The sequence below is a fragment of the Paenibacillus sp. MAHUQ-63 genome (genome assembly GCF_028765165.1).
In the GTDB taxonomy this organism is placed as follows: Bacteria; Bacillota; Bacilli; order Paenibacillales; family NBRC-103111; genus Paenibacillus_E.
In genome coordinates this window covers 133,712-155,538 of the sequence record NZ_JARADB010000007.1, presented here as the reverse complement: position 1 = coordinate 155,538, position 21,827 = coordinate 133,712, and the positions used below count along the sequence as shown (strand labels likewise).

The 21,827-nt window shown below is 53.4% G+C and carries 24 protein-coding genes; 10 read left to right on the top strand and 14 right to left on the bottom strand.

What is annotated here, in order from left to right; all coding sequences use genetic code 11:
* Positions 1–116: 116 nt before the first annotated feature.
* The 4 genes from PUT07_RS29830 to PUT07_RS29815 all read right to left on the bottom strand — a co-directional run bounded on the left by PUT07_RS29830 (position 117) and on the right by PUT07_RS29815 (position 4,686).
* Positions 117–2,183, bottom strand: a complete 2,067-nt coding sequence (locus PUT07_RS29830; protein WP_379240953.1) for a peptidoglycan D,D-transpeptidase FtsI family protein — start codon at positions 2,181–2,183, stop codon at positions 117–119.
* 14 nt (positions 2,184–2,197) lie between these two features.
* Positions 2,198–2,926 carry an HAD-IA family hydrolase gene (locus tag PUT07_RS29825; RefSeq protein WP_274472422.1) on the bottom strand — a complete coding sequence of 243 codons (729 nt, stop codon included), beginning with the start codon at positions 2,924–2,926 and terminating at the stop codon, positions 2,198–2,200.
* A 158-nt stretch (positions 2,927–3,084) separates the two neighbouring features.
* A complete protein-coding gene (locus PUT07_RS29820) occupies positions 3,085–4,233 on the bottom strand; it encodes a transglutaminase domain-containing protein (protein ID WP_379240950.1) in 1,149 nt (382 codons plus the stop codon).
* 21 nt (positions 4,234–4,254) lie between these two features.
* A complete protein-coding gene (locus tag PUT07_RS29815) occupies positions 4,255–4,686 on the bottom strand; it encodes a hypothetical protein (protein ID WP_274472421.1) in 432 nt (143 codons plus the stop codon).
* 322 nt (positions 4,687–5,008) lie between these two features.
* Here PUT07_RS29815 and PUT07_RS29810 point away from each other — a divergent pair, with 322 nt between their 5' ends.
* A complete protein-coding gene (locus tag PUT07_RS29810) occupies positions 5,009–6,175 on the top strand; it encodes an MFS transporter (protein ID WP_274472420.1) in 1,167 nt (388 codons plus the stop codon).
* Positions 6,176–6,343: 168 nt separating this feature from the next.
* Positions 6,344–6,697: a toprim domain-containing protein gene (locus PUT07_RS29805; RefSeq protein WP_274472419.1), complete on the top strand. Its 354-nt coding sequence runs from the start codon at positions 6,344–6,346 to the stop codon at positions 6,695–6,697.
* Positions 6,698–6,700: 3 nt separating this feature from the next.
* On the opposite strand, the gene PUT07_RS29800 is transcribed toward PUT07_RS29805, so the two are convergent.
* The 8 genes from PUT07_RS29800 to PUT07_RS29765 form a co-directional block, all read right to left on the bottom strand.
* A complete protein-coding gene (locus PUT07_RS29800) occupies positions 6,701–7,333 on the bottom strand; it encodes an SCO family protein (protein WP_274472418.1) in 633 nt (210 codons plus the stop codon).
* 21 nt (positions 7,334–7,354) lie between these two features.
* Entirely contained in the window at positions 7,355–8,323 is a 969-nt protein-coding gene (gene cyoE, locus PUT07_RS29795; protein ID WP_274472417.1) for a heme o synthase, read from the bottom strand.
* Between the two features lie 197 nt (positions 8,324–8,520).
* Positions 8,521–9,375, bottom strand: a complete 855-nt coding sequence (locus PUT07_RS29790; protein WP_274472416.1) for an urease accessory protein UreD — start codon at positions 9,373–9,375, stop codon at positions 8,521–8,523.
* Positions 9,368–10,027: an urease accessory protein UreG gene (gene ureG, locus PUT07_RS29785; protein WP_274472415.1), complete on the bottom strand. Its 660-nt coding sequence runs from the start codon at positions 10,025–10,027 to the stop codon at positions 9,368–9,370. Before ureG ends, PUT07_RS29790 begins: the two co-directional genes overlap by 8 nt.
* Before the next feature lie 78 nt (positions 10,028–10,105).
* Positions 10,106–10,786 (bottom strand): urease accessory protein UreF, encoded by a 681-nt coding sequence (locus PUT07_RS29780; RefSeq protein WP_274472414.1) that lies wholly within the window; start codon positions 10,784–10,786, stop codon positions 10,106–10,108.
* 19 nt (positions 10,787–10,805) lie between these two features.
* The gene (gene ureC / locus PUT07_RS29775) at positions 10,806–12,521 is read right to left on the bottom strand and encodes an urease subunit alpha (RefSeq protein ID WP_274472413.1); all 1,716 of its coding nucleotides are present in this window, start codon (positions 12,519–12,521) and stop codon (positions 10,806–10,808) included.
* Complete coding sequence (locus PUT07_RS29770; RefSeq protein ID WP_274472412.1) at positions 12,518–12,886, bottom strand: urease subunit beta; 369 nt, start codon at positions 12,884–12,886, stop codon at positions 12,518–12,520. The genes ureC and PUT07_RS29770 overlap by 4 nt, the downstream gene beginning before the upstream one ends.
* A 32-nt stretch (positions 12,887–12,918) precedes the next feature.
* Positions 12,919–13,221, bottom strand: coding sequence for an urease subunit gamma (locus PUT07_RS29765; protein ID WP_274472411.1), 303 nt, complete (start codon positions 13,219–13,221; stop codon positions 12,919–12,921).
* 279 nt (positions 13,222–13,500) lie between these two features.
* Between PUT07_RS29765 and urtA the strand changes: the two genes are divergently transcribed.
* The 7 genes from urtA (at position 13,501) to gerQ (ending at position 19,894) form a co-directional block, all read left to right on the top strand.
* Positions 13,501–14,778, top strand: coding sequence for an urea ABC transporter substrate-binding protein (urtA, locus tag PUT07_RS29760; protein WP_274472410.1), 1,278 nt, complete (start codon positions 13,501–13,503; stop codon positions 14,776–14,778).
* A gap of 90 nt (positions 14,779–14,868) precedes the next feature.
* Positions 14,869–15,774 (top strand): urea ABC transporter permease subunit UrtB, encoded by a 906-nt coding sequence (gene urtB / locus PUT07_RS29755; protein ID WP_274472409.1) that lies wholly within the window; start codon positions 14,869–14,871, stop codon positions 15,772–15,774.
* Positions 15,775–15,795: 21 nt separating this feature from the next.
* Positions 15,796–16,872, top strand: a complete 1,077-nt coding sequence (urtC, locus tag PUT07_RS29750) for an urea ABC transporter permease subunit UrtC (RefSeq protein ID WP_274472408.1) — start codon at positions 15,796–15,798, stop codon at positions 16,870–16,872.
* A 38-nt stretch (positions 16,873–16,910) separates the two neighbouring features.
* Complete coding sequence (gene urtD / locus PUT07_RS29745) at positions 16,911–17,702, top strand: urea ABC transporter ATP-binding protein UrtD (RefSeq protein WP_274472407.1); 792 nt, start codon at positions 16,911–16,913, stop codon at positions 17,700–17,702.
* Positions 17,647–18,390, top strand: coding sequence for an urea ABC transporter ATP-binding subunit UrtE (gene urtE, locus PUT07_RS29740; RefSeq protein ID WP_274472406.1), 744 nt, complete (start codon positions 17,647–17,649; stop codon positions 18,388–18,390). The genes urtD and urtE overlap by 56 nt, the downstream gene beginning before the upstream one ends.
* A 228-nt stretch (positions 18,391–18,618) precedes the next feature.
* Positions 18,619–19,311: a response regulator transcription factor gene (locus PUT07_RS29735; protein WP_274472405.1), complete on the top strand. Its 693-nt coding sequence runs from the start codon at positions 18,619–18,621 to the stop codon at positions 19,309–19,311.
* A 142-nt stretch (positions 19,312–19,453) separates the two neighbouring features.
* A complete protein-coding gene (gene gerQ / locus PUT07_RS29730) occupies positions 19,454–19,894 on the top strand; it encodes a spore coat protein GerQ (protein ID WP_274472404.1) in 441 nt (146 codons plus the stop codon).
* A gap of 51 nt (positions 19,895–19,945) precedes the next feature.
* Here the strand turns inward: gerQ and PUT07_RS29725 are convergent, their stop codons facing one another.
* On the bottom strand, positions 19,946–20,236 hold the full coding sequence (locus PUT07_RS29725) for a hypothetical protein (protein ID WP_274472403.1): 291 nt from the start codon (positions 20,234–20,236) through the stop codon (positions 19,946–19,948).
* Positions 20,237–20,402: 166 nt separating this feature from the next.
* Between PUT07_RS29725 and PUT07_RS29720 the strand changes: the two genes are divergently transcribed.
* Positions 20,403–21,386 carry a metal-dependent hydrolase gene (locus PUT07_RS29720; RefSeq protein WP_274472402.1) on the top strand — a complete coding sequence of 328 codons (984 nt, stop codon included), beginning with the start codon at positions 20,403–20,405 and terminating at the stop codon, positions 21,384–21,386.
* Between the two features lie 122 nt (positions 21,387–21,508).
* Here the strand turns inward: PUT07_RS29720 and PUT07_RS29715 are convergent, their stop codons facing one another.
* Complete coding sequence (locus PUT07_RS29715; RefSeq protein WP_379240940.1) at positions 21,509–21,736, bottom strand: small, acid-soluble spore protein, alpha/beta type; 228 nt, start codon at positions 21,734–21,736, stop codon at positions 21,509–21,511.
* Between the last annotated feature and the right edge of the window lie 91 nt (positions 21,737–21,827).

Below are 21,827 nucleotides of genomic sequence, written 5' to 3'. Positions count from 1 at the left end.
GATCCTTTCTTTCTCATCTCCTAAATAGACGGATGAACCCCGGTAAAGTTCAGCCGGACAGCGCAAAAAAACCTCCAACTCCTCATATATGAGGGTTGAAGGTTTTGTATACCTGTTTACCAAGGGCGCTTCCCGCCGCCGAGCTTCGTCAGGATGCCCTCATTGGCCGCGTCATACGCTTGGAAAATCTTCGCCGCGATCGGCGATGCCCCGTAACGCCCGAATCCGCCCTCCGGCACGACGACGGCGACGGCCAGCTTCGGATTCTCCACGGGTGCGAAGGCGATGAACACGGCGTTATCTATCGTTCCGCCGGAGACCGCTTGCGTCGAGGTTCCCGTTTTGCGCGCAACGTTGTACGGCAGCTCCTCGATCCCTTCGGCGCCGCTCTTCATACCGTGAATAATGGTGTTCCAATCATTCTTCGAGAACATGGCGCTGGAATCCTCCAAGACCTCGGGCTCGACCTTCTTGACGAGATCGCCCTCGAAGCTGCGGATTTCATCCACGAACAGCGGCTTCATTCGTTTGCCGCGGCTGGCCAATGTCGCCGCGTACTGCGCGAGCTGCAGCGTCGTCGTTTTCTCGTTCTGTCCCCATGATGCATACACCATGGCGGACTGATAGCTGTCTTTTTTGGCGTTTTTGGCAAAATCGTTCGAACCGGCAGTTTCACCGGGCAGTCCGCTGCCGGTCTTGACGCCGATGCCGAACTTCGCCAGGTAGTCCGCCCATTTGTCCGTGACGGCGACATTCTCGCCACCGTATTTCTGATAGAAGGGGATACCGATTTTGGCCGACATATACGTATTGGACGAATGTTCGATAGCCGTCGAAGCATTCAAAGGTCCATAAGCATGTCCATCCGAATTTCGGATCGTACTCGCGGAAGCCGTTTTACCGAATGTGAAGGAGCCGGAATCGTAATAAGTCTCGCCCGCCGTAAAGAGCTTCTCCGTCAATCCGATCAGCACGGACAACGGTTTGATCGTGGAACCCATGAATACAATGGAGGAAGGATGCTTCGGCCGCTCTTTATCCGAATATTTGGGATAAGCGGTCGTAATCGAACCGTTATAGATATACGATCCGATCTCATCCAGCGTAGCCTGCGAAATCCCGCCTGTCCATTCGTTGGAATTGTAGTCGGGATAATTCGCCATCGTGACGACGCGTCCCGTATCGACTTCCATCGCTACCGCATAGCCTGCCTGGGCATTCGCCCCGTATTTCAAATAGGCGTCGTTTCTGGCCTGTGGGGTATGCAGGAAGGCGATTTGATCGGCAATCGCTTTCTCCGCGGTCTTCTGAATATCCTTGTTGATAGACAGATACAGATTGTTGCCTTTAGTCGGCTTCGTGACCGTCGCGCGTCCGATAATTTTCATCGCTGCGTTCACGGGATATATTTTGTAGCCGTTCTTGCCGCGAAGCTCATCCTGGTACATGCGCTCGATCCCGTCGAAGCCTACATTTTCGGTATCGAGATACTCCTTGCTGTTCTCATTATTCTCGTACATTTCCTTCGCTTTCTCGGTGGAATACGATTTGAGATAGCCGATTAATTGCGGAGCGATCGTCGTGGTGCCGTCATCGTCCAGCTCGTAGGTGCGGATGCTCTCTTCCGTAACCTCCAGCCACTTGAACTCATCCCGGTGCTCCAGCAAATAGGCGATTTCTTCTTTCGACAGATCGCTTTTGATTTTGCGCGGAACCCAATAATAGCTCGGGTCCTTCACTTTATTCTTGTTAATGTCATAGCCCAGATCCATCGCGAGCACGATATCGGCAGGCTCCATCGGTTTGGCATCCTTTTTGCCGTATTTGTCGAACACTTCCGTTTTCAGCTTATTCGCCATCCGAATGACTTCGTCTTTATCCTGTTGGGAAGGTTCGATCCGGAAAAACAGCGACTGCACGGGGATGGTATACGCGAGAGGCGATTTGGTCGAATCATAAATGTTGCCGCGAATCGGGGCGATTTTGTTCGTTTGATTCGTATTCGTATTCTCTGCCGCTTTCAAATCCTTGGCTTGAACGAATTGTAAGATAGCCAGGCGCACGATGAGGACGGAAAATAATAAGAACGTTATGAAGAAAAATATATTGATCCGAAACGAGAAATGCCGCTTCTTGGTGATTTCTTTTTTCTTGGGGTCATCCATAATGGATGGCTTCATCACACTCAGATCCTTTCTTACACAATAGCTTGTTGTTCATCCAAAAGCTCCAACAGGGAACGGATGCCTTCCCCGGAATGGTAATCGTAACGAAGAATGCGAACCGCATCGATGCCGACTTGACCCGGCGCCCAAATATCGTTCGTTTCGTGATCCCCGACATACAGGACATCTCGTGCCGCCACCCCCGCCCGCTCCAGGGCAAGCTTGAAAATCGCCGGGTCCGGCTTCTCCAAACCGACCTCCGTCGAGACGATGACCGGATCGAAATAATGCAGGATATCCTTGTCCTCCAGGATCGCTTGCAGTGTAGGCGCGAAATTGCTGACGATGCCGATTCGGAAGCCCCGGTCCTGCAGCGCCTTCAGGAATGGCTTCACATCGGCAAACAGCTCATAGTATTCGGGCGCCGTATAAATTTCGTACAGCTCGTGGCAGCACTGGAAGATCTGTTCCTCTGTCCATTCCTCGTGAATGCCCAGCTTATGCAGCACGTATTGATATAGATGGACCCAGAACTCGCGATCCGACTCCGGCGTGCATGCCACGAAGTTGTCCTGTTTATTAACATAATAAAATAGACGGAAAGCTTCCGTGAATAGTTCACTGATATGCGCCTCGTCCCGCTCCACGGAACGCAGCTGCAAATATTGCTTCAATATGGTTTGGGCGGCGGGAATCGTCAACAGCGTATCCCCGGCATCCAAGTAAATCATCTCGTACTCATTCAATGATTTCCTCATCATGACTCCTTTATCTCCTTAACAAAATCACACCCTTTTAGTTTACCACATTTACTATTGGATGAGAAAAACCTCTGCAAACCTCCATGTTTTTCCTGCAGCGGCGGTTGCCCCTAAAGAAAAAGCCCTCCCTTCGTCATCGAAGGAAAGGCTTGCAGCTTCTATGCGTCTCTAATATGCGTTTGGTCAAAGTTCGGCGGATTGAACCAATTGCCGCCGCTGGACACCCATGTCGAGTCAAGAGGAACCCATTGGTTAGATTCTTTCAAGTAAACCTCATTCCACGCGTGCGGACCGTAACTGCCTTGCCCGTCATAGCCGAGGCCCGTGACGACTTTCACATCCAGGCCTACCGCTCTGGCCATCTGGGCATACAGCCTCGAATAATCGATACATACGCCTTCGCGGGTATTGAACGTATCCTCCGGCGTCTGCTCCTTCCAGATCCGCTGTTCTTCATACAGCTTCACTTTATCCCAATCATACTTAACCCGGCTGCCGACCCATTGGTACAACAGCTTGGCTTTCTCTTCATCCGTCTTTCCGATAGCAGTCACTTCTTTGGCCGCATCGACGATATTGCCGGGAACTTTCGCGTCCAGCACTTCATATTTACGCTGTAAAATATTCGTAAATTCCTGCTCTACCGCCCGGGTGAACACGGGCACCTTGTCCGCGATGAAATCTCCGGTGAAGGGGGAGATGACTTCCTTCGCCCCTTTCTGATACATCTGGGAAGATTCAATATATGGCGTGACCAAGGAGTGCGGGAATAAGGTCACATAGATGAATAAAACGGCGATCAGAATTAGCGCCCGCGCGATGCCGGCAACGGAACCGATCACCCCTCCGGACAGGGAGGAGAGGACCGAATTGCCGCGTTCCCGGTAAGGGTCGCGACGGGCCAGCCATCCGCCCATCAGCGGATCAACCAGCAAATTCAGCGCCAATTTCACCATCATATAGCCGATCAGGAACAGCACGCCGAACCGCAGCAGCGGGAAGTCGCGAACGCTTGTCATCGCCGTATAATAAGCTTGCTGGAGGCTGCTGATTTCTACGGAAGGCACCTGCAGATTCTGCTCTTTCAGCCATGTTTGGATGACGGGCGAGACAAGCCCCACCATTTTCCAGGCGATAAGCACAGAGGCAATGACGACAACCGCCTCCACGAGCATGGAGAGCAGATGCTTGGCAGAGCCTGAGCCGCCGCGGAAGAATCCTTGAACGACGGAGCCGGCGAAAGTGAGCACGATCACAATGGATATTAAATTGATGGAATTCATTTGAAACCACGACATATCCGCCATACGCACTCACCCTCCTGCCGCTTAGCCGGCGTTTTTCTTCGCTTGTTCGATGAATGCGTTAAGCGCTGCATTCGCATTCATTTTAAATGTTTTACCGAGGAACGTGACCTGCACTTCGTCCGTGCCGGCCTTGCCCTCCACTTTCAAGCTTTTCGTCGTGATGATGAAGGAACCGTCCGGATTGGCTTTGAACTGCGCCTCTTTCGCTTCCGCTGTCAACGTGGAGACCGCTTTGTCTTTCACTTCGTCCCCAACCTGAGTGACAACGCTTGCCCCAATATCCTTTATTTTATCCTTATAACTTGCGCCATAAACGAGCAGAGCGCCTACAACTGCGATAACGACAACCCATTTCACCACGGTTTTGACGATCCCGATGACGATGAATAACACAATGACAGCTGCAACTAGCAAATACCAACGATCCTGTGCAAATGAAATCCACTGATCCAACGCTTACCCCTCCTATTTATCCAAAAAGATCTCCCCTATCATACTACAGGCAATCGCTAGTCTTCATCTCTTTTTTTCCTTAAAGCAGCCAGCTTGCGCTGAATTTCCTCCGTTTTGTCAATTCTCTCCCGCGTTTTGCGAAAGGACTGCCTCAACCGGAATACGAGGAATACAGCTGCACAAGCAAGCAAAAGGATTACATAGGCGTCCATAACATCCTCCAAACCGAAATTGTGTCAATTGCATGGAACGGTCATATCCATCGGACGAGCGGCGTACATCTTAACAAGAGACAAGACTAAAACATCGAGGCGGTGAGAACATGCGAACAGCCCTATGGTTGTATCTTTTTATGTTTGTAGCGTTTTTCGATTTGCACGCACAGTACCCGATTCTTTCTCCGTTCGCCTTATCCTTGGGAGCGGCTCCTTCCTTTATAGGGCTAATTATGGGCGTCTACTCGATTACGCACTTACCCGGCAATCTCCTTGCCGGTTACGGCGTGGACAAATACGGGAGTAAATTTTTCATTGTCTTTAGCCTGATTGTAGCAGGGATCATCTTGCTTTTTCAATCCACCGTCGAGGATCCGTGGCACTTGCTTTACATCCGCTCGATCAGCGGATTCGTACTTGCCTTCCTGTCTCCGGCCTGCTTGTCGCTTTTGGCCCGAATGGCCAAAGACCATATTCAGCAGAGCAAACTGATGGCGGGCAACGGCCTCGTCCATACGCTGGCTTCCGTCGTATCTCCGGCTGCGGGCGCCATTCTGGTCGCCAAAATCGGTTTTACGACAGCTTTCTCCGTCTTGGGCTGGATCTTGATCGTTACCGGCGTGCTGGCCATCTTCGGCGTGAGAGAGAAGCGGCTGGCAGGTCCATCCTCCGGCCAACTTCCGGCTATGGATCACCACGGGCACGGCATGCTGCAGAGCGAAGCCGAGCTGCCTGCTGGCTTGTCGGTTCCATGGCTGTTTTTCCTGATTCCCATGGCGCTATCCTGCTCGCAGGGCATTCTCTTCTTCGAACTGCCGCTGATGCAATCCGCCCGGGAGTCGATTCTGACGTCCGGCGTCTTTTTCACATTAATCAGTCTTGGCGCTCTCCTGAGCATTTCGTTCTGGTTCTTGAATAAAGTAGCGCCGTTCATCCGCACCGTCTGCGGCAGCTTAGCGCTCGCCGTTGTATTTTTCGGACTTGCCATTGAGTGGCCGGTTCCGCTGCCGGTTTCCCTCTTCCTGATCGGGATGGCCAAAGGAGTCATCTATCCGGCCTTGGCCGCCCTGCTTGCCGGCATCACCAGCAGCAACCGGTACGGGCGCGTCTTCTCCCTGCTGTCCATCTCTTACTCCGTCGGTGCTTTTATCGGCCCGATGGTGGCCGGACAGCTGCGCGACCACATATCCTCCTACTTCATCGCCTTCTTCATTCTCATGCTGGCTCTTTCCCTCTTGCCTTTACGCACCTTCAAATCTCCCGTTACGACATAGCACGTCTTCACGATGGCGGCTTGAGCTCCTCAAGCCGTTATTTGCGCTGTCAATCTCTGTCATTTCCCGGGAAATGTCGGCGGCTATTTCGTCCATGCGTCGAACGGTTGCCTTGGATCGCGCGGCAAAACGGGTTATACTACAAAAAAAACGTGATGGAGGAACCCTATGTCGATCGCTATCATCGTAGAAGGTAAAAACGACAAATCCCGTTTAAAACGCGTTGTGGATGACAGTGTCCAAATCTTGTGCACCTTCGGGACGCCAAGCTCTCAGACGCTGGAGGATCTGCGGAAAAAAGTTGGCGATAAACCGGTCTTTTTGTTCACCGACAACGATTCATCCGGCAAAAAAATTCGCTACCTGCTCCGCGACACCTTCCCGGACGCCGAACAAATCTATACCCGCAAAGGATACGCCGGTGTCGAAGGAACGCCTGAGGAGTACTTGATTCAACAATTAGAAAAAGCAGGTCTGGAAGAGTATCTTATATACCCCTCAACAGATCCTGCTTTTGAATAGCTATTATTTCTCTTTGGAGAGCGTAACCACGTCTTTAACGATGTGATCCGCATCCAGCTCCGGATTGCTTGCATCGTAGTAGTTGCGCAATTTCCCTTTTTTGTCGACCAGCAGAATCGCATTGGAGTGCGAGAAGTTGCCGTCTTTCTCTTTGATGACCATGATGCCGAAATCCTCTGCCAGCTTATGCGTCTTCGCCTCTTCACCGCGAAGGAACATCCAGCCGCTCGGATCAGGCTTCGATTCGAACTTGCTTCCGAACTCTTTGAGCACCGCCGGCGTATCGCGATTCGGGTCGACGGTAATGGAGATCATTTCGGCCTTCGTGCCGAACAGCTCTTTTTTCTTCAATTCGTCCTGCACCTGTGTCAGCAGAAACGTCGTAGGCATACATACGTCCGGGCAGAACGAATAGAAAAAGTAGACAAGTCTCACTTTGCCGTCGGTATCTGCGGAATTCACGGTGTTGCCGTCCAAGTCCTGCAGCGAGAAAGCAGGTGATTGCTTCATCGCGGTCAAGCGCTGGTCCGGCTCGCTGCCGTTCACCCAAAGCTTATAGGCGAAGGAAACGATCATTGCAATCAAAATAGCGCCAAGCGCCAGTTTGAACCAGTTTTTCTCAAAGAAAGTGCTCATCGTTATTATCAGTCCTCAATTCTAGCTAATCTTCACTGTATCGATCACCATAAGTAACGACAGCAGCGTTAGATACATAATGGAGTAAAGAAACATGCGCTTCGCCCATTGCACTTCAGCCTCGCCGGTTGCTTTGAAGCCTTTCACGCTCATGAACACCCAAATCAATCCGAGAATCGTAGATCCGAACAAGAAGAGATAACCTTCATAACCGTATGCCGTGAGCATCACTGTAACCGGTACCAGCAAGACGACGTAACGCACCATGGAGATTTTGGTCACATACGACCCTTTGACGACCGGCAACAGCGGGAAGCCCGCTGCGCGATATTCCTCCATGCGGCGAATACCGAGCGCCCAGAAGTGCGGCGGCTGCCACAGGAACAAGAACAAGAATACGAGAATCGCTCCCAGATCGATCGTACCGCTAACCGCGCAGTAGCCGATCACCGGCGGCGTTGCGCCGGAGAATGCGCCGACGAATGTGCTCCATACCGACGTTCTTTTGAACCAGGCCGTGTAGAGCCAAACGTACAGGAACAGCCCGATCAAACCGACGAGCGTAGCGAGCGGTGAATCGGCACCGAAATACAGAACGGCAAGTCCGATCGTCCCCAAAATAATGCCGTACCACAAGACCACGTTCGGCCCGAGTCTTCCGCTAGGCAGCGCTCTGTTCTGCGTCCGTTCCATCTTGGCGTCCATCTCGCGGTCCAAGTAATTGTTCAGCACAGTTCCGCCGGCCATGACCAGCGCTGTACCGAGCATCGTGAACAGCAAGTGGGTCCATGTAACGTCCCAGCGTGCCGCCATCCAATAACCGGCAAATGCGGTCATTAAATTGGAATAAATAATGCCTGGCTTCACCAAGCGGTAAAAATCTTTCAACGTCACAGGCTCTGCCGCTGCCGGTTTATGGCTTGTATCCACGGATTCGTTCCCGACAGTGCCTTGTGGCGAACTATTTGACAGACTAGCTTGATTGTCCACTCATTGACCTCCTCTATATCGAAATTCCGGGCTTTTTGTAGGATGAACACATTCATCATACCAACCCGTACACCGTTTGACAATCAAGTAGGGGTCAAATGTCATGATTTTGTCGATTCTCCTGCCAGTATGCGTGGAAAATTGGCCTGCCATTCTCTCCCAATGCAAAAAGGAGCCTATCGGCTCCTCTCTCGCGTCTACTTATTCACCATTAACGGGGTTAATGAAAGCAAGCTGCGGCGCAATGCCTGCCAGGCCTGCGCCAGCACAAGCTGGAGCTTCCAGGCATGCCTTCCCATAACAGTGACGATCAACCCGTGTTTGTAGGTCAAGCTTGCCCCTGCACGCACCTCTTCGAGCCCCTCGATCTTCGCCAGACTGGCCAGCAAGCCGTCGAGATGGCGCTGCTCCAATCGATCGGAGAAGACGTACAGATTGCCGAGGTGCGTATCCCGCTCCCAGCAGCCCGGAGCGGACAGCTCCATGCCTCGGGGCTCGATTCTTTGATGCTGATAATAAATCAGCTCCGAGCCGTGCCACACCTTCATGCGATTGGCATAGCTCTCGTATTGGAAGATTTCGCCGCGCTGCGTTCGACCCGGACAGAGAACGTCCGAATAGATGACGACCGCGCCCGGCTGCAGATGAATCTCGGTTTCCGCAGCCAGACGGGCATCCTTGTACAGCATCAGGGGCTCCGGGATGTATTCCAGCAGCGCGCCTGCTTCAACCTGCAGCGATTGGCGCTGCGAGCTGCCTTGCTCCGGCAGCGAGGGATGAACCTTCGTGAACGATTGGTTCGTTAGGAAGACGCGTGCCCCCTCTTCAAGGCGCACGTGAATGTCATAATGATCTCCTGCCATGAGTCCCGGAGAGCAGTCCATCATGTAGACGCCCAACTGATCCATGGGCTGCAGGCTATCGAACGTACCGTTCTCGTAACGGAACGTCTTGGCGATTTTGAGCGGGGAGGCGTGATACCTGTGAACGGGCTGCGTGAGGCCGCCGCGCACGGCGAATGCCGCAGCAATCTCCCCGGTCCGCTTAGGCATGATTAATCTCGTGTTCCACCCATGACACGATCTCGTTCAGACCTGTACCGCCCATCAGATTAGAGAAAATATAGGGACGATCCCCGCGCATCTTCTTCGTATCGGCATCCATCACTTCCAAGCTGGCGCCGACGAACGGGGCCAGATCGATTTTGTTAATGATCAGCATATCCGAGCGCATAATGCCGGGGCCGCCTTTGCGCGGGATTTTCTCCCCTTGGGCAACGTCGATAATATAGATGAAGCGATCCACCAGCTCCGGAGAAAACGCCGCCGCCAAGTTATCCCCGCCGCTCTCGATGAAGATCAGGTCGAGATGCTCGAACCGCTGCTCCAGCTCCTCAATCGCCTCGAAATTCATCGAAGCGTCCTCGCGAATGGCGGTATGCGGGCAGCCGCCGGTTTCCACGCCGATGATGCGGTCTTCCGCCAGCGCCTCCGAGCTGATGAGAATGCGGGCGTCTTCCTTCGTATAAATATCGTTCGTGATTACCGCGATGCTGTACCGGCTGTTCAGCTTGCGAGCCAGACGTTCCACTAAAGCCGTTTTCCCGGATCCGACGGGTCCTCCGATGCCGATACGCATCGGACGGCTCCGATCCACGGACGGTTTCTCCCAGTGATGGTGATGATGACCTTGTCCTTGACACATAGCCATTCCTCCTATGAATAGTTTGGGGCATTAACCTTTAAGCCCCTCGATGAATTAAGACATAAGCCCCTCGATGAATTAAGACATGAATAATCGCGAATATAACGTCTCATGCTGCATCATGGCCATATCGGCCGAGGGTACGTTCGTATAAGCCTCCCATGGGTCCAGCTGCGCCACCCTTTGCCATTCGCTGCCGATCAGCGGAATCACTTTCGCGAGCAGCATCTGCCCCTGGGTCTGCCCCATCGACATGAGCCGGAGGGCGCTGTTGATGCACGTCATGACGCAGCCGTACAAATATCCTTCGGCGGCTTGATCCAGCGGCACGCCGAGGTGATAGCCGACCCATCCGTGAACGGCCGGATGGCTCGCGCTGCAGCGGCCGGCTTTCACCGCTTCTTCCAGTGGCGTCCAGTCCAATCCGGGATACATCGAACGCGCCAGCTGCAGCAGCCTGCGTCCCATCTTCTGCACGCCGCTTCTGGCCTCGCTGGAGGCCCGCTGCACGTGCAGCATATGGTCGATGGCCCACAGCTGCTCCCACTCTCCTGCCGGGATGTGCACATAGGCCGCTTTAATGACCATGGCGTCGGATGACGCCCAGCTGTTCCTCAGCATCGTTCCGATATAAGCTTCAAGCTCATCGACGGTCGTTAACCGCCCCTGCTGGACGAGCGTTTCCAATCCGAAGGAATGGGAGAATCCCCCGATCGGCAGAGCCGAATCCAACAGCTGCTGGTAAGCAAGCCAGTTCATCTGCCATCACCCGCACTGTCTAGAATAGAAAATATAATTGCGCCATCGGCAGCTTCGCTGCCGGCTCGCACGTAATCGCTTCTCCAGCTACCTTCACTTCATAGGTTTCCGGATTCACTTCAATAGCCGGCGTGCCGTTATTATGAATCATGTCTTTCTTCGTTACGGCCCGGCAGCCATGAACCGGCTCAATCCGCTTCTGTAGGCCGAGCTTCTGCGCAATCCCGTTGTCGTATGCGCTCCGGGATACGAACGTTATCGAGCTCTGCGTCAAGGCTTTCCCGTAAGCCGCAAACATAGGCCGGCCGAAGACGGGCTGCGGCGTCGGGATCGAGGCGTTCGGATCGCCCATCTGCGCGTAAGCGATACTGCCGCCTTTCAGCACCAGATCCGGCTTGACCCCGAAGAACATCGGGCTCCAAACGACCAGATCGGCGAATTTGCCGGGCTCGATCGAACCGACCACATGCGAGACGCCATGCGTAATCGCCGGGTTGATCGTGTACTTGGCAATGTACCGCTTGATGCGGTAATTGTCGCCTTCTTCCGTATCGGGCGCCAGCGGGCCGCGCTGTTTCTTCATCTTATCCGCCGTTTGCCACGTGCGGATGATCACCTCGCCTACCCGTCCCATGGCTTGGGAATCCGAGCTGATCATGGAGAATACGCCCATATCGTGCAAAATATCCTCGGCGGCAATCGTCTCCGGCCGAATCCGCGAATCCGCAAACGCTACATCCTCAGGTATTCGGCTGTCCAGATGGTGACATACCATCAACATATCCAAATGCTCTTCGATCGTATTGATCGTATACGGCCGGGTCGGGTTGGTTGAGGATGGCAGCACATTAGGTTCGGCGGCTGCGCGAATGATGTCCGGCGCATGCCCGCCTCCCGCCCCTTCCGTATGATACGTATGAATCGTTCGCCCTTTGATCGCCGCCAGCGTATCCTCCAGAAATCCGGCTTCATTCAATGTGTCCGTATGAATCGCAACCTGAACGTCATATTGGTCAGCCGCTTCGAGACAGGTATCGATCGCCGCCGGCGTCGTCCCCCAGTCTTCGTGCAGCTTAAGCCCGATAGCGCCGGCTTCGATCTGCTCGATTAACGGAGCTAGGAAGGAGGCGTTCCCTTTGCCGGTAAAGCCCAAATTCATCGGGAACGCTTCCGCCGCTTCCAGCATCCGCTGCATATGCCAGGCGCCGGGTGTGCATGTTGTCGCATTCGTGCCTGTCGCCGGACCCGTACCTCCACCAATCATCGTCGTCACGCCGGAGGAAAGGGCCGTTTCAATTTGCTGCGGGCATATATAATGAATATGGGCATCGATGCCGCCGGCCGTAACAATCTTGCCTTCACCGGCGATGACTTCCGTGCTCACTCCAACGACCAGGTCGGGATGCACGCCGTCCATGATATCGGGGTTGCCCGCTTTGCCGATCCCGACGATATGACCGTCACGGATGCCGATATCCCCTTTCACGATGCCCCAATGATCGATAATGACGGCATTCGTGATCAGCGTATCCAACACGCCTTGATCACGGGTCGCTCCGCTGGATTGCCCCATCCCGTCGCGGATGACCTTCCCTCCGCCGAACTTGCATTCATCGCCATAAACCGTGTAATCATGTTCAATCTGCGCCCAAAGCTCCGTGTCGGCGAGCCGGATGGCATCGCCGGTCGTAGGCCCGAACATCAGCGCGTAGCTCTTACGGTCGATTTGACTCATTCCCGCTCTCCCTCCCATGCCCGCCATCTGGCCTTCGTCTCCTCCGGCAGCTGATCTTTCACCGCTAGTCCACGGCTCAAATGATTGAGGCCGTACGACAACTTGGCCCCGCCCAGTTCGACGAGCCGAACCGGCTTCTGTTCCCCGGGCTCGAACCGGACGGCCGTCCCTGCGGGAATGTCGAGGCGCATGCCGAAGGCAAGCTCCCTCGGAAACGCCAGTGCCCGGTTGACTTCGAAGAAATGATAATGCGATCCCACCTGTACAGGGCGGTCTCCCGTGTTCGTGACTATGATGTCCGCCTTCTGCCGGCCTGCGTTCAGTTCAATAACACCCTGCTTCGTCCGATACTCGCCTGGAATCATCTTCTCGCCCCTCCCGATTATGCTTCATTTCACTAAGCGATAGGCTCGTGCACGGTCACCAGCTTGGTGCCATCCGGAAATGTCGCCTCCACTTGAACCTCGTGAATCATTTGCGGCACGCCTTCCATGACCTGCTCCGCTTTCAAAATCGTCGTACCGAACGCCATGAGCTCGGCAACCGTCAACCCGTCTCTTGCGCCTTCCATAATTTCGGATGTGATCAGCGCGATGCTCTCGGGATAATTCAGCTTGACGCCTCTGGCCAATCTGCGCCGCGCCAGGTCTGCCGCTACCGTGATCAGCAGCTTCTCTTTCTCTCGCTCTGTTAAATGCACATCATCACCTCTTCAAAAACCGAATAATGGGAATCCTTTACACTTATTATATTCGGGTATGACCTGGATGTAAATCTTATATGTTATATAATATGACATAAACGAGCTGAAAATCTCTCCTTTTTTATGCGTTTTAGATTCTTTTTACAAATGGCGATTCGTTTTTTGTGCCAAAACCAAAAATAGATCCAATTAATGTCATGTATATTGACATTCAGCTTTTACCCACTTTATCATAAGCCATGTAATCCAAATCTTGTAAACAAGGGAGTGGGGACAATGAGAGAGATAAGAAACAAAGGGAAGCTCACAGTCGCGTTAAGCATGGCCTTGATGATGGTCGCAGCCGGCTGTGCCAAGTCCGAGCCTGCGGCATCCACCGCGTCAACGGCACCCGTCGCTGCGAAGGCGGCAGAAGCCAAAGCGGATACGAAGGAAGAGACCGTACCCGTTGGCATTCTTCACTCTCTGACAGGCACCATGTCCATAAGCGAAGTTTCGGTGCGGGATGCCGAGCTGATGGCCATCGATGAAATTAATGCAGCGGGGGGGCTTTTAGGCAAAAAGCTTAAGCCTGTCATTGAAGACGGTGCATCCGACTGGCCCACTTTTGCAGAGAAAACCAAAAAATTATTGCAAAAGGACAGCGTCGTGACGATCTTCGGATGCTGGACATCCGCAAGCCGCAAAGCCGTGCTACCGGTCGTCGAGCAAAACAAAGGGTTGCTATGGTACCCGGTGCAGTATGAAGGCGTAGAATCCTCTCCTAACATCTTCTATGTAGGCGCCACCACGAATCAGCAAATCATCCCCGCCGTTACATGGCTTCTCCAAAACAAAGGCAAGAAGTTCTACCTCTTGGGCTCCGATTACGTGTTCCCCAGAACGGCCAACAAAATCATCAAAGAGCAGTTGAAGGCGGAAGGCGGAACGCTCGTAGCCGAAGAATACACGCCTCTCGGGCATACCGATTACAACACGATCATCAGCAAAATCAAAAAAGAGAAGCCGGACGTCGTCTTCAACACATTGAACGGCGACAGCAACGTAGCCTTCTTCAAGCAGTTGAAGGACGCAGGCATCACCGCCAAGGATCTGACGACCATGTCGGTCAGTATCGCGGAGGAAGAGGTTCGCGGCATCGGCGCGTCCGTGCTGGAAGGCCACTATACCGCTTGGAACTATTATCAAACTACGGATACGCCGGAGAACAAGAAATTCGTGGAAGCTTATAAGGCTAAATACGGCAAAGACCGCGTCACCGACGATCCGATCGAAGCCGGGTACACCGCCGTATATCTATGGGCGGAAGCTGTGAAGAAAGCCGGCTCCTTCGACGTGGAGAAAGTGAAAGCCGCCGCCAAGGGCATCGAGTGGAACGCTCCGGAAGGGAAGGTGACGATCAACGGCGAGAATCAGCACATTTCCAAAGTTGCGCGCATCGGCCAGATCGGCGGCGACGGGTTGATCAAGGAAATCTGGAACTCCGGTCAGGCCCTTACGCCCGATCCGTTCCTCAAGACCTATCCTTGGGGCGCCGAAGTGACCAAAAAATAACCTGCATCCCGCCACGGAAACCAGGCTGCCCCCAAGGCAGTCCTGGGTTTCATCATTTACTCGGGAATAACTGGGGAGGGAAGTCAAGCCATGAGTCTGCTGCTGCTTCAATTGTTCAACGGCCTAAGCCTCAGCTCCATCCTGCTGCTCATCGCCATAGGGCTGGCCATTACGTTCGGCCTGATGAACGTGATGAACATGGCCCACGGCGAGTTCATCATGATTGGAGCCTACATGGCCTATCTGGTCCAACAGTGGTTCCAGAAGCTACTGCCGGCTTCCGCCTTCGGCTGGTATTTCATCGTCTCGCTGGGCGTCGCCTTCGCGGTAGCCTTCGCAGTCGGCTGGCTGCTCGAGGTTTGCCTCATCCGCTTCATGTACGGCCGGCCGCTGGACAGCTTGCTGGCGACGTGGGGCGTAAGCCTGGCGCTGCAGCAGGTGGCCCGCTCTATCTTCGGCGCGCCCAACGTTGCCGTTAAAGCGCCGGAATGGCTCGAAGGCGGCCTTCACCTGACGGCCGATCTGATTCTTCCTTATAAGCGCCTCTTCATTATCGCGCTGGTTGCTCTATGCATTCTCGTCATCTACATGTACTTGTATCATTCCTCAGGCGGCAGACGAATGAGAGCCGTTATGCAAAATCGCGAAATGGCTGCTTGCCTCGGCATCTCCACGCGCCGGGTCGATGCGCAGTCCTTCGCCTTCGGCTCCGCCATGGCCGGTATCGCCGGCTGCGCGCTGACACTCCTCGGACCGATCGGCCCTACGATAGGCACCTACTACATCGTGGATGCCTTCATGGTCGTCGTTCTCGGCGGCATCGGGAAACTGATCGGGACGGTGGCCGGCGCTCTCGGCATCGGCGTGTTCAACACGGCGCTGGAATATTCCACTAGCGCAACGCTTGGCAAAGTGCTTGTTTTCACCCTCATCATCGCCTTCCTGCAATGGAAGCCGATGGGCCTTGTGACGATCCGCTCAAGATCTCTAGACTGAAGAAAGGAAGTGGCGTCTTCCATGCTCTTAGCCGGACACTCCAAGATCAAACTGACGGTTTATACCGTTTTTCTAGCGGCGCTGGCGCTAGCTCCATTGTTTTTGTCCGAATTCCGCCTGTCGCTGCTCGGCAAGTTTCTCGCCTATGCCATCATCGCCATCGGCATTGATCTGATCTGGGGCTACACCGGCATCCTTAGCCTTGGCCACGGCGTATACTTCGGACTCGGCGGCTACTGCATGGCGATGCACCTGAAGCTCGCCGCGAGCGGCGACCAGCTGCCCGACTTCATGTCATGGAGCGGCGTCGAGAGCCTGCCCTGGTTCTGGCAGCCGTTTCACTCCGCTGCCGCAGCTTTCCTGCTTGCTCTCCTCGTTCCTATGCTGCTCGCTTTCGTTTTGGGCTATTTGACATTCCGCAACCGGATCAAAGGCGCCTTCTTCTCCATCCTCTCGCAAGCGCTGGTCATCATTACGGTAACGCTGTTCGTCGGCCAGCAAGGTTACACAGGCGGAACGAACGGACTGACGAACTTCGATTCGTTCCTTGGCCTCAACCTGCAATCGCCATCGACGAAGCTAATCCTCTTCTATGTCACGCTGGCGGCTGTCGCCGTCGTTCTCGTCTTATGCAGTTTCCTGGTCACGAGCCGCTTGGGAAATATTCTCACCGCCATCCGCGACGGCGAGAACCGCGTTCGCTTCATCGGCTACAACCCGGTCACGTACAAGGTGTCCATTTACTGTGTCTCCGCCGGGTTAGCCGGGCTGGCTGGCGTGCTCTTCGTGCTTCAGGAAGGCATTATCTCCCCTGCACAGATGGGCATTGTGCCATCGATCGAGATGGTTCTCTGGGTGGCCATCGGCGGGCGGTCCACGATCGGAGGCGCCGTTCTCGGCGCGCTGGTCACGAACAGCGCCAAAACAACGTTCAGCGAAGCCTATCCGGCTTGGTGGCCGATCATGCTCGGAGCCATGTTCATCATCGTCGTGCTGCTGCTTCCCAAAGGCATTGTCGGCACGATTGCGCATTATACATCCCACTGGAAGAAGCCCGTGCTTCCTCAGCCGATCTCTTCCTCGCAAGAAGCCGGCTAACGAAATCATGGTTTGAAATGAAGAAGGAGGAACCTCCCATGCTTGGACAATTAGCAGTGCCTCAACCTGTACCCGGCGACAGCATCCTGAGCGTACAAGGACTTGAAGTGAGCTTCGACGGTTTTAAAGCCTTGCGCAATCTGGACTTTTCCTTGGCATACGGGGAACTCCGTTTTCTCATCGGACCCAATGGCGCAGGGAAAACGACGCTCCTGGATGTCATATGCGGGAAAGTCAAGCCTTCGCAAGGTCATGTACACTTCAAAGATTCGATCGACTTAAGCAAATACCAGGAGCACCAAATCGCTCAATTAGGCATCGGACGCAAGTTCCAAGCTCCCTCCGTCTTCTCGACGCTGACCGTATTTGAGAATTTGGCCCTCTCCATGAAGCAGAAGCGCGGTCTTCTCAGCGCCCTGTGGGCCAAAACGACCAGCGAGCAACGGGATCGCCTGCATGAGCGGCTGGGTATGATCGGCCTGCAGAACAAGGCCAAGGAGCGCGCAGGCGCGCTCTCCCACGGCGAGAAGCAGTGGCTCGAAATCGGCATGCTGCTCATGCAGGAGCCGGATCTTCTGCTGCTCGACGAGCCGGCCGCCGGCATGACCGACAGCGAAACCGAGAAGACCGGAGAGCTGCTCCATGAAATCGCGGCGAGCCAAACGATTATCGTCGTCGAGCACGATATGGATTTCGTGCGCCGGTTCGCGAGAACGGTAACGGTGCTTCATGAAGGCACCGTCCTGCGCGAAGGCACGATGGCGGATATTCAACATGACGAGAAAGTCGCCGAGGTTTATCTGGGAAGGAGAGTGGAACGAGGTGCTTAACCTGCAGCATATAGAAGCCGGCTATGGCGAGAGCATGGTCATCCGGCATGTCGATTTGCTCGTAAAGCCCGGACAGATCGTCTGTCTCATGGGTCGTAACGGCGTAGGCAAGTCAACGCTGATGAAGAGCATCATGGGCCTCATTAAGCCTAAGGCAGGCCGTATTCATTACAATGAGCGCGATATCACGGCTTACTCGCCGGATCAGCGCGCCAGAGCCGGCATCGGCTACGTCCCGCAAGGCCGCGAAATCTTCCCGCAGCTTACGGTCGAAGAGAACCTGCTGCTCGGCCTCGAAGCCGCCGCAGACCGGAGAAAGAAGCTGCCCGATTCGCTCTTCGACACGTTCCCGGTTCTCCGGCAAATGCTTCACCGCAAAGGCGGCGATCTCAGCGGCGGTCAGCAGCAGCAGCTTGCGATTGCTCGGGCGATGGCCTCCGGCCCCAAGCTCTTGCTGCTCGATGAGCCGATGGAAGGCATACAGCCTTCGATTGTGATGGAGATTGAAGCGATTATCGAAAGCATTAAACGAAGCAGGGAAATCGCCGTGCTTCTCGTCGAGCAAAGCCTTGAATTCGCAACCGGCATCGCAGATTATTACTATGTCATCGACCGGGGCACCGTCGCCGCCGAAGGCCATGCCGAGCAGCTCAGCGAAGATCAAGTCAGAAAGCATTTAACCGTATGATTTTACAAGCGAATGCTCAACCTAATACAGGAAGCTGGATCAATTGACCTAACCTCCGTTAGAAGTCAACTGCCATCCAGCTTCCTTTTTCTCTGTAATCGGCACTAATTCACTTTAAAAACTGGACGGCACAAAATGGATGATGTTAACATGTTACCTATAGGATCGAATGTTGCGTCCGGCATATCGAGCACCGAACCTTTTGAAAGGAAAAGGAGGGGAACGTTTATGTCTAAAGTTTTAATTATTGAAGACGATTATAGCATTGGTGAAATGATGTCCATTTATTTGTACGAAGAAGGATACCAAGTCATGCGCGCCGAGAACGGCCGTCAGGGCGAGACTCTGTTCCGTGATTTCAATCCCGATTGTATCGTTCTTGATATCATGCTGCCGGATGTGGACGGGATCCAGCTGTGTACCTACTTCCGAGCGTCTTCTACGATACCGATTCTGATGGTTTCCGCCAAAAGCGAAGTGTCCGACCGGATCAAGGGACTGCAGACCGGTGCCGACGACTACTTATGCAAGCCTTTTTCCATGAGAGAGTTGGCTGCAAGGGTACAAGCCCTGCTTCGCCGCTCCGCCGCCTTCGCCCCGGTGGCCGCAGCCAAGGCGGATACGGCGGTGAATCCAGTCGTCCACCTGGATCTTGAGAAGCGATGCCTGTTTGTACATAACAAAATGATTGAGACGACCTTCTCCGAATTCGAGATTATGAAGCTGCTATGGCAAAATCAAGGACGCGTTTACAGCCGCGAAGAACTGCTGAACCGGGTTCGCGGGTTCGATACCTATGTAACGGAGCGCGCCATCGACGTACATATCGCAAACCTTCGCAAAAAAATAGAAACCGACCCCAAAGAACCGAAGTATATCAAAACCGTTTGGGGAGTCGGATATAAATTCGTACTGAATTAATGCTCCTTACGGGAGCTTTTTTTATTTTGCCGAAAGCCGGTAAATGCAGTCACCAAATAGGCGAAAGCACAATATGATGAGGTGTATGCTTCACTAAGAAGAAAGCTTCCACAAGGAAAGCTTCAAGGAGGATTTTACAGTTATGTTGAATAACCCTTACAAAATTGGCAATCAAGCGCAAATGCCATCATTCGGGGGCACGCCTTACCCTGCTTACCCGGTTCCGACAGCAATTCCGAACAAAGTGGTTCCCCAGCAGCCGGCCGGGTCCATGGTTCCCCCACCGGGAACAGGTTTACAGACGGGTGTGAACATCCCTGGTCTTCAAATGGAAGAATCCTACATCGAGAACATTCTCCGTTTGAACCTTGGGAAAATGGCTACTTTGTACATGACATACGAGAACAACTCCGAATGGAACGCCAAAATTTTCAAAGGGAAATTGGAGGCCGCAGGACGCGACCATATCATCATCAGTGATCCGGCAACCGGTATGCGCTTCCTGCTGCTCATGGTGAATCTGGACTACATCACGTTCGACGAAGAGCTGAATTACTACTATCCATACGCCCAAAGAAGATAATCAGCCATATCCCGAATAAACCGCTAGCTCCAACGGAGCCGGCGGTTTTCTTCATGTCCGGGCAACCGGCGAGAAATGCCACATATGCAGCTTGCGAAGTCCCCCTTCGATCCATGCATCCCATGGCGCTTGCTCATCCCCCGGTCCCCTGAGCCTCTCTTCCTTCATAACGATATACTCCTCATGATGAATGCCTTTCCAAATTTCTACAAAAAGTCCCGGCTGGTCCGTTCCTTCCAGCACCTCCAAACGCCCTTCCCGCCCTTGCCACTCCTGCATATAGATGAGGAAAGGCTCCCGGAATTCGGCTTTTATGGCATACTCTACAAAAACAATGGACATTTTTAGATCTCCCTCTGATTTATTTTTTGCTCCAAAATGGTAAACTAATAAGAAGTAGGAAACAGCGCCCATGCTTATGTTCCAATATTGCCACTTTGATAACTTGCTGGGCGCACGTTAACGAAATCGGTTTTCCTATGGAAAACGCTTAGGAGGAGAAACCCACTTGGACACAGGTACGCATCTTGTTATTGGCTTAGGGTTAGCAGGACTGTCGCAGATCGATCCCAGCGTTTCCGCGGATTCGGCGACGACCACTGCTGTCTTCATCGGCACCGTTGTCGGGTCACAGATTCCGGATGTGGACGGGCTGCTGCGCTTCAAAGGCAACGCTACGTACATTCGCAATCATCGAGGTCGCTCTCACTCTTTGCCGGCATTACTCATTTGGACGCTGCTCATCACCGGCGCGCTCGCGCTCTTCTTCCACGGAATCCCACTGCTGCACCTGGCGATGTGGGTCGGGATTGCGGTTTGTTTTCACGTATTCAGCGATTGCTTCAACACATATGGTACACAAGCGATTCGGCCGTTCTCTGAGAAATGGGTGTCGTGGAACATTATTCACATCTTCGATCCCTTTATTTTCTCAAGCCATATCGCGGCCATCTTCATGTGGTCTTTCCACATTGCCAGTCCCAAGCTTGTCTTCCCGACCTTGTATGGCATCATCGCCTTATACTACATCTGGCGTACACTCGACCATTACATCGTAGAGAAAGGGCTTTATCGCAAAGATCCGACCTATCAGCCAGGGGACCATTACACACTGATTGTAACATTCAACCTCTATGTATGGAACGTCGTCAAACGAAGAGCGGACGGCACGTATCAGCTGGGCGAATTGAAAAATTCAAAGCTCCGGTGGTTGGATACAATTAAATGCGAGGAGCATCCGGCTATCGAAGCCTCCAAGAAGCATGAAGATATTAAAGCGCTGCTTTATTTCTCATCCTTCACCTGCGCAGAGGTCAAAGAGCACCGTTGGGGCTACGAAGTAAGATGGGCCGATGTCCGCTACCGCCATCGCAAGCAGTATCCGTTCGTCGGAGTCATCCTCATGGATCACAATTACGAAACGTTGGATTCCTATGTCGGCTGGGTCAACGATTCCAGGCTCGAGAAGAAGCTGCGTGTTGATCTGTACTAAAAAGAAGGGACGCGCCATTGCCGGCGCGTCTTTTTAGTGGGCGTAACAATGACAAAAGCCCGGAGGCTTTTTAGACCTCCGAGCTTTATATGTCCTGGATCGGGACAAAGTTCAATGTGAGACTAACCGCGGAAGCCGGATTGTCCAGCCAGCGTTTGCTCTGCGATTTGCACCAGACGACGAGTGATGTGACCACCGATTGCGCCGGTATCGCGTGTTGCCATGTATCCATAGTAGCCGTCTTGAGGAATTTGGATGCCCAGTTCTTGAGCTACCTCGTATTTCAGTTGGTCTAACGCTTGGTTCGCTTGAGGAACCACTAGTGTGTTGCTGCTACGATTTTGTGCCATAAGGATCAGACTCCTTTCAGTCAGCTATGATCTTTGATGTATTTGCAAGCTTGCAATGATAGTATGTGGAGGAAATCAATTTATATGCACA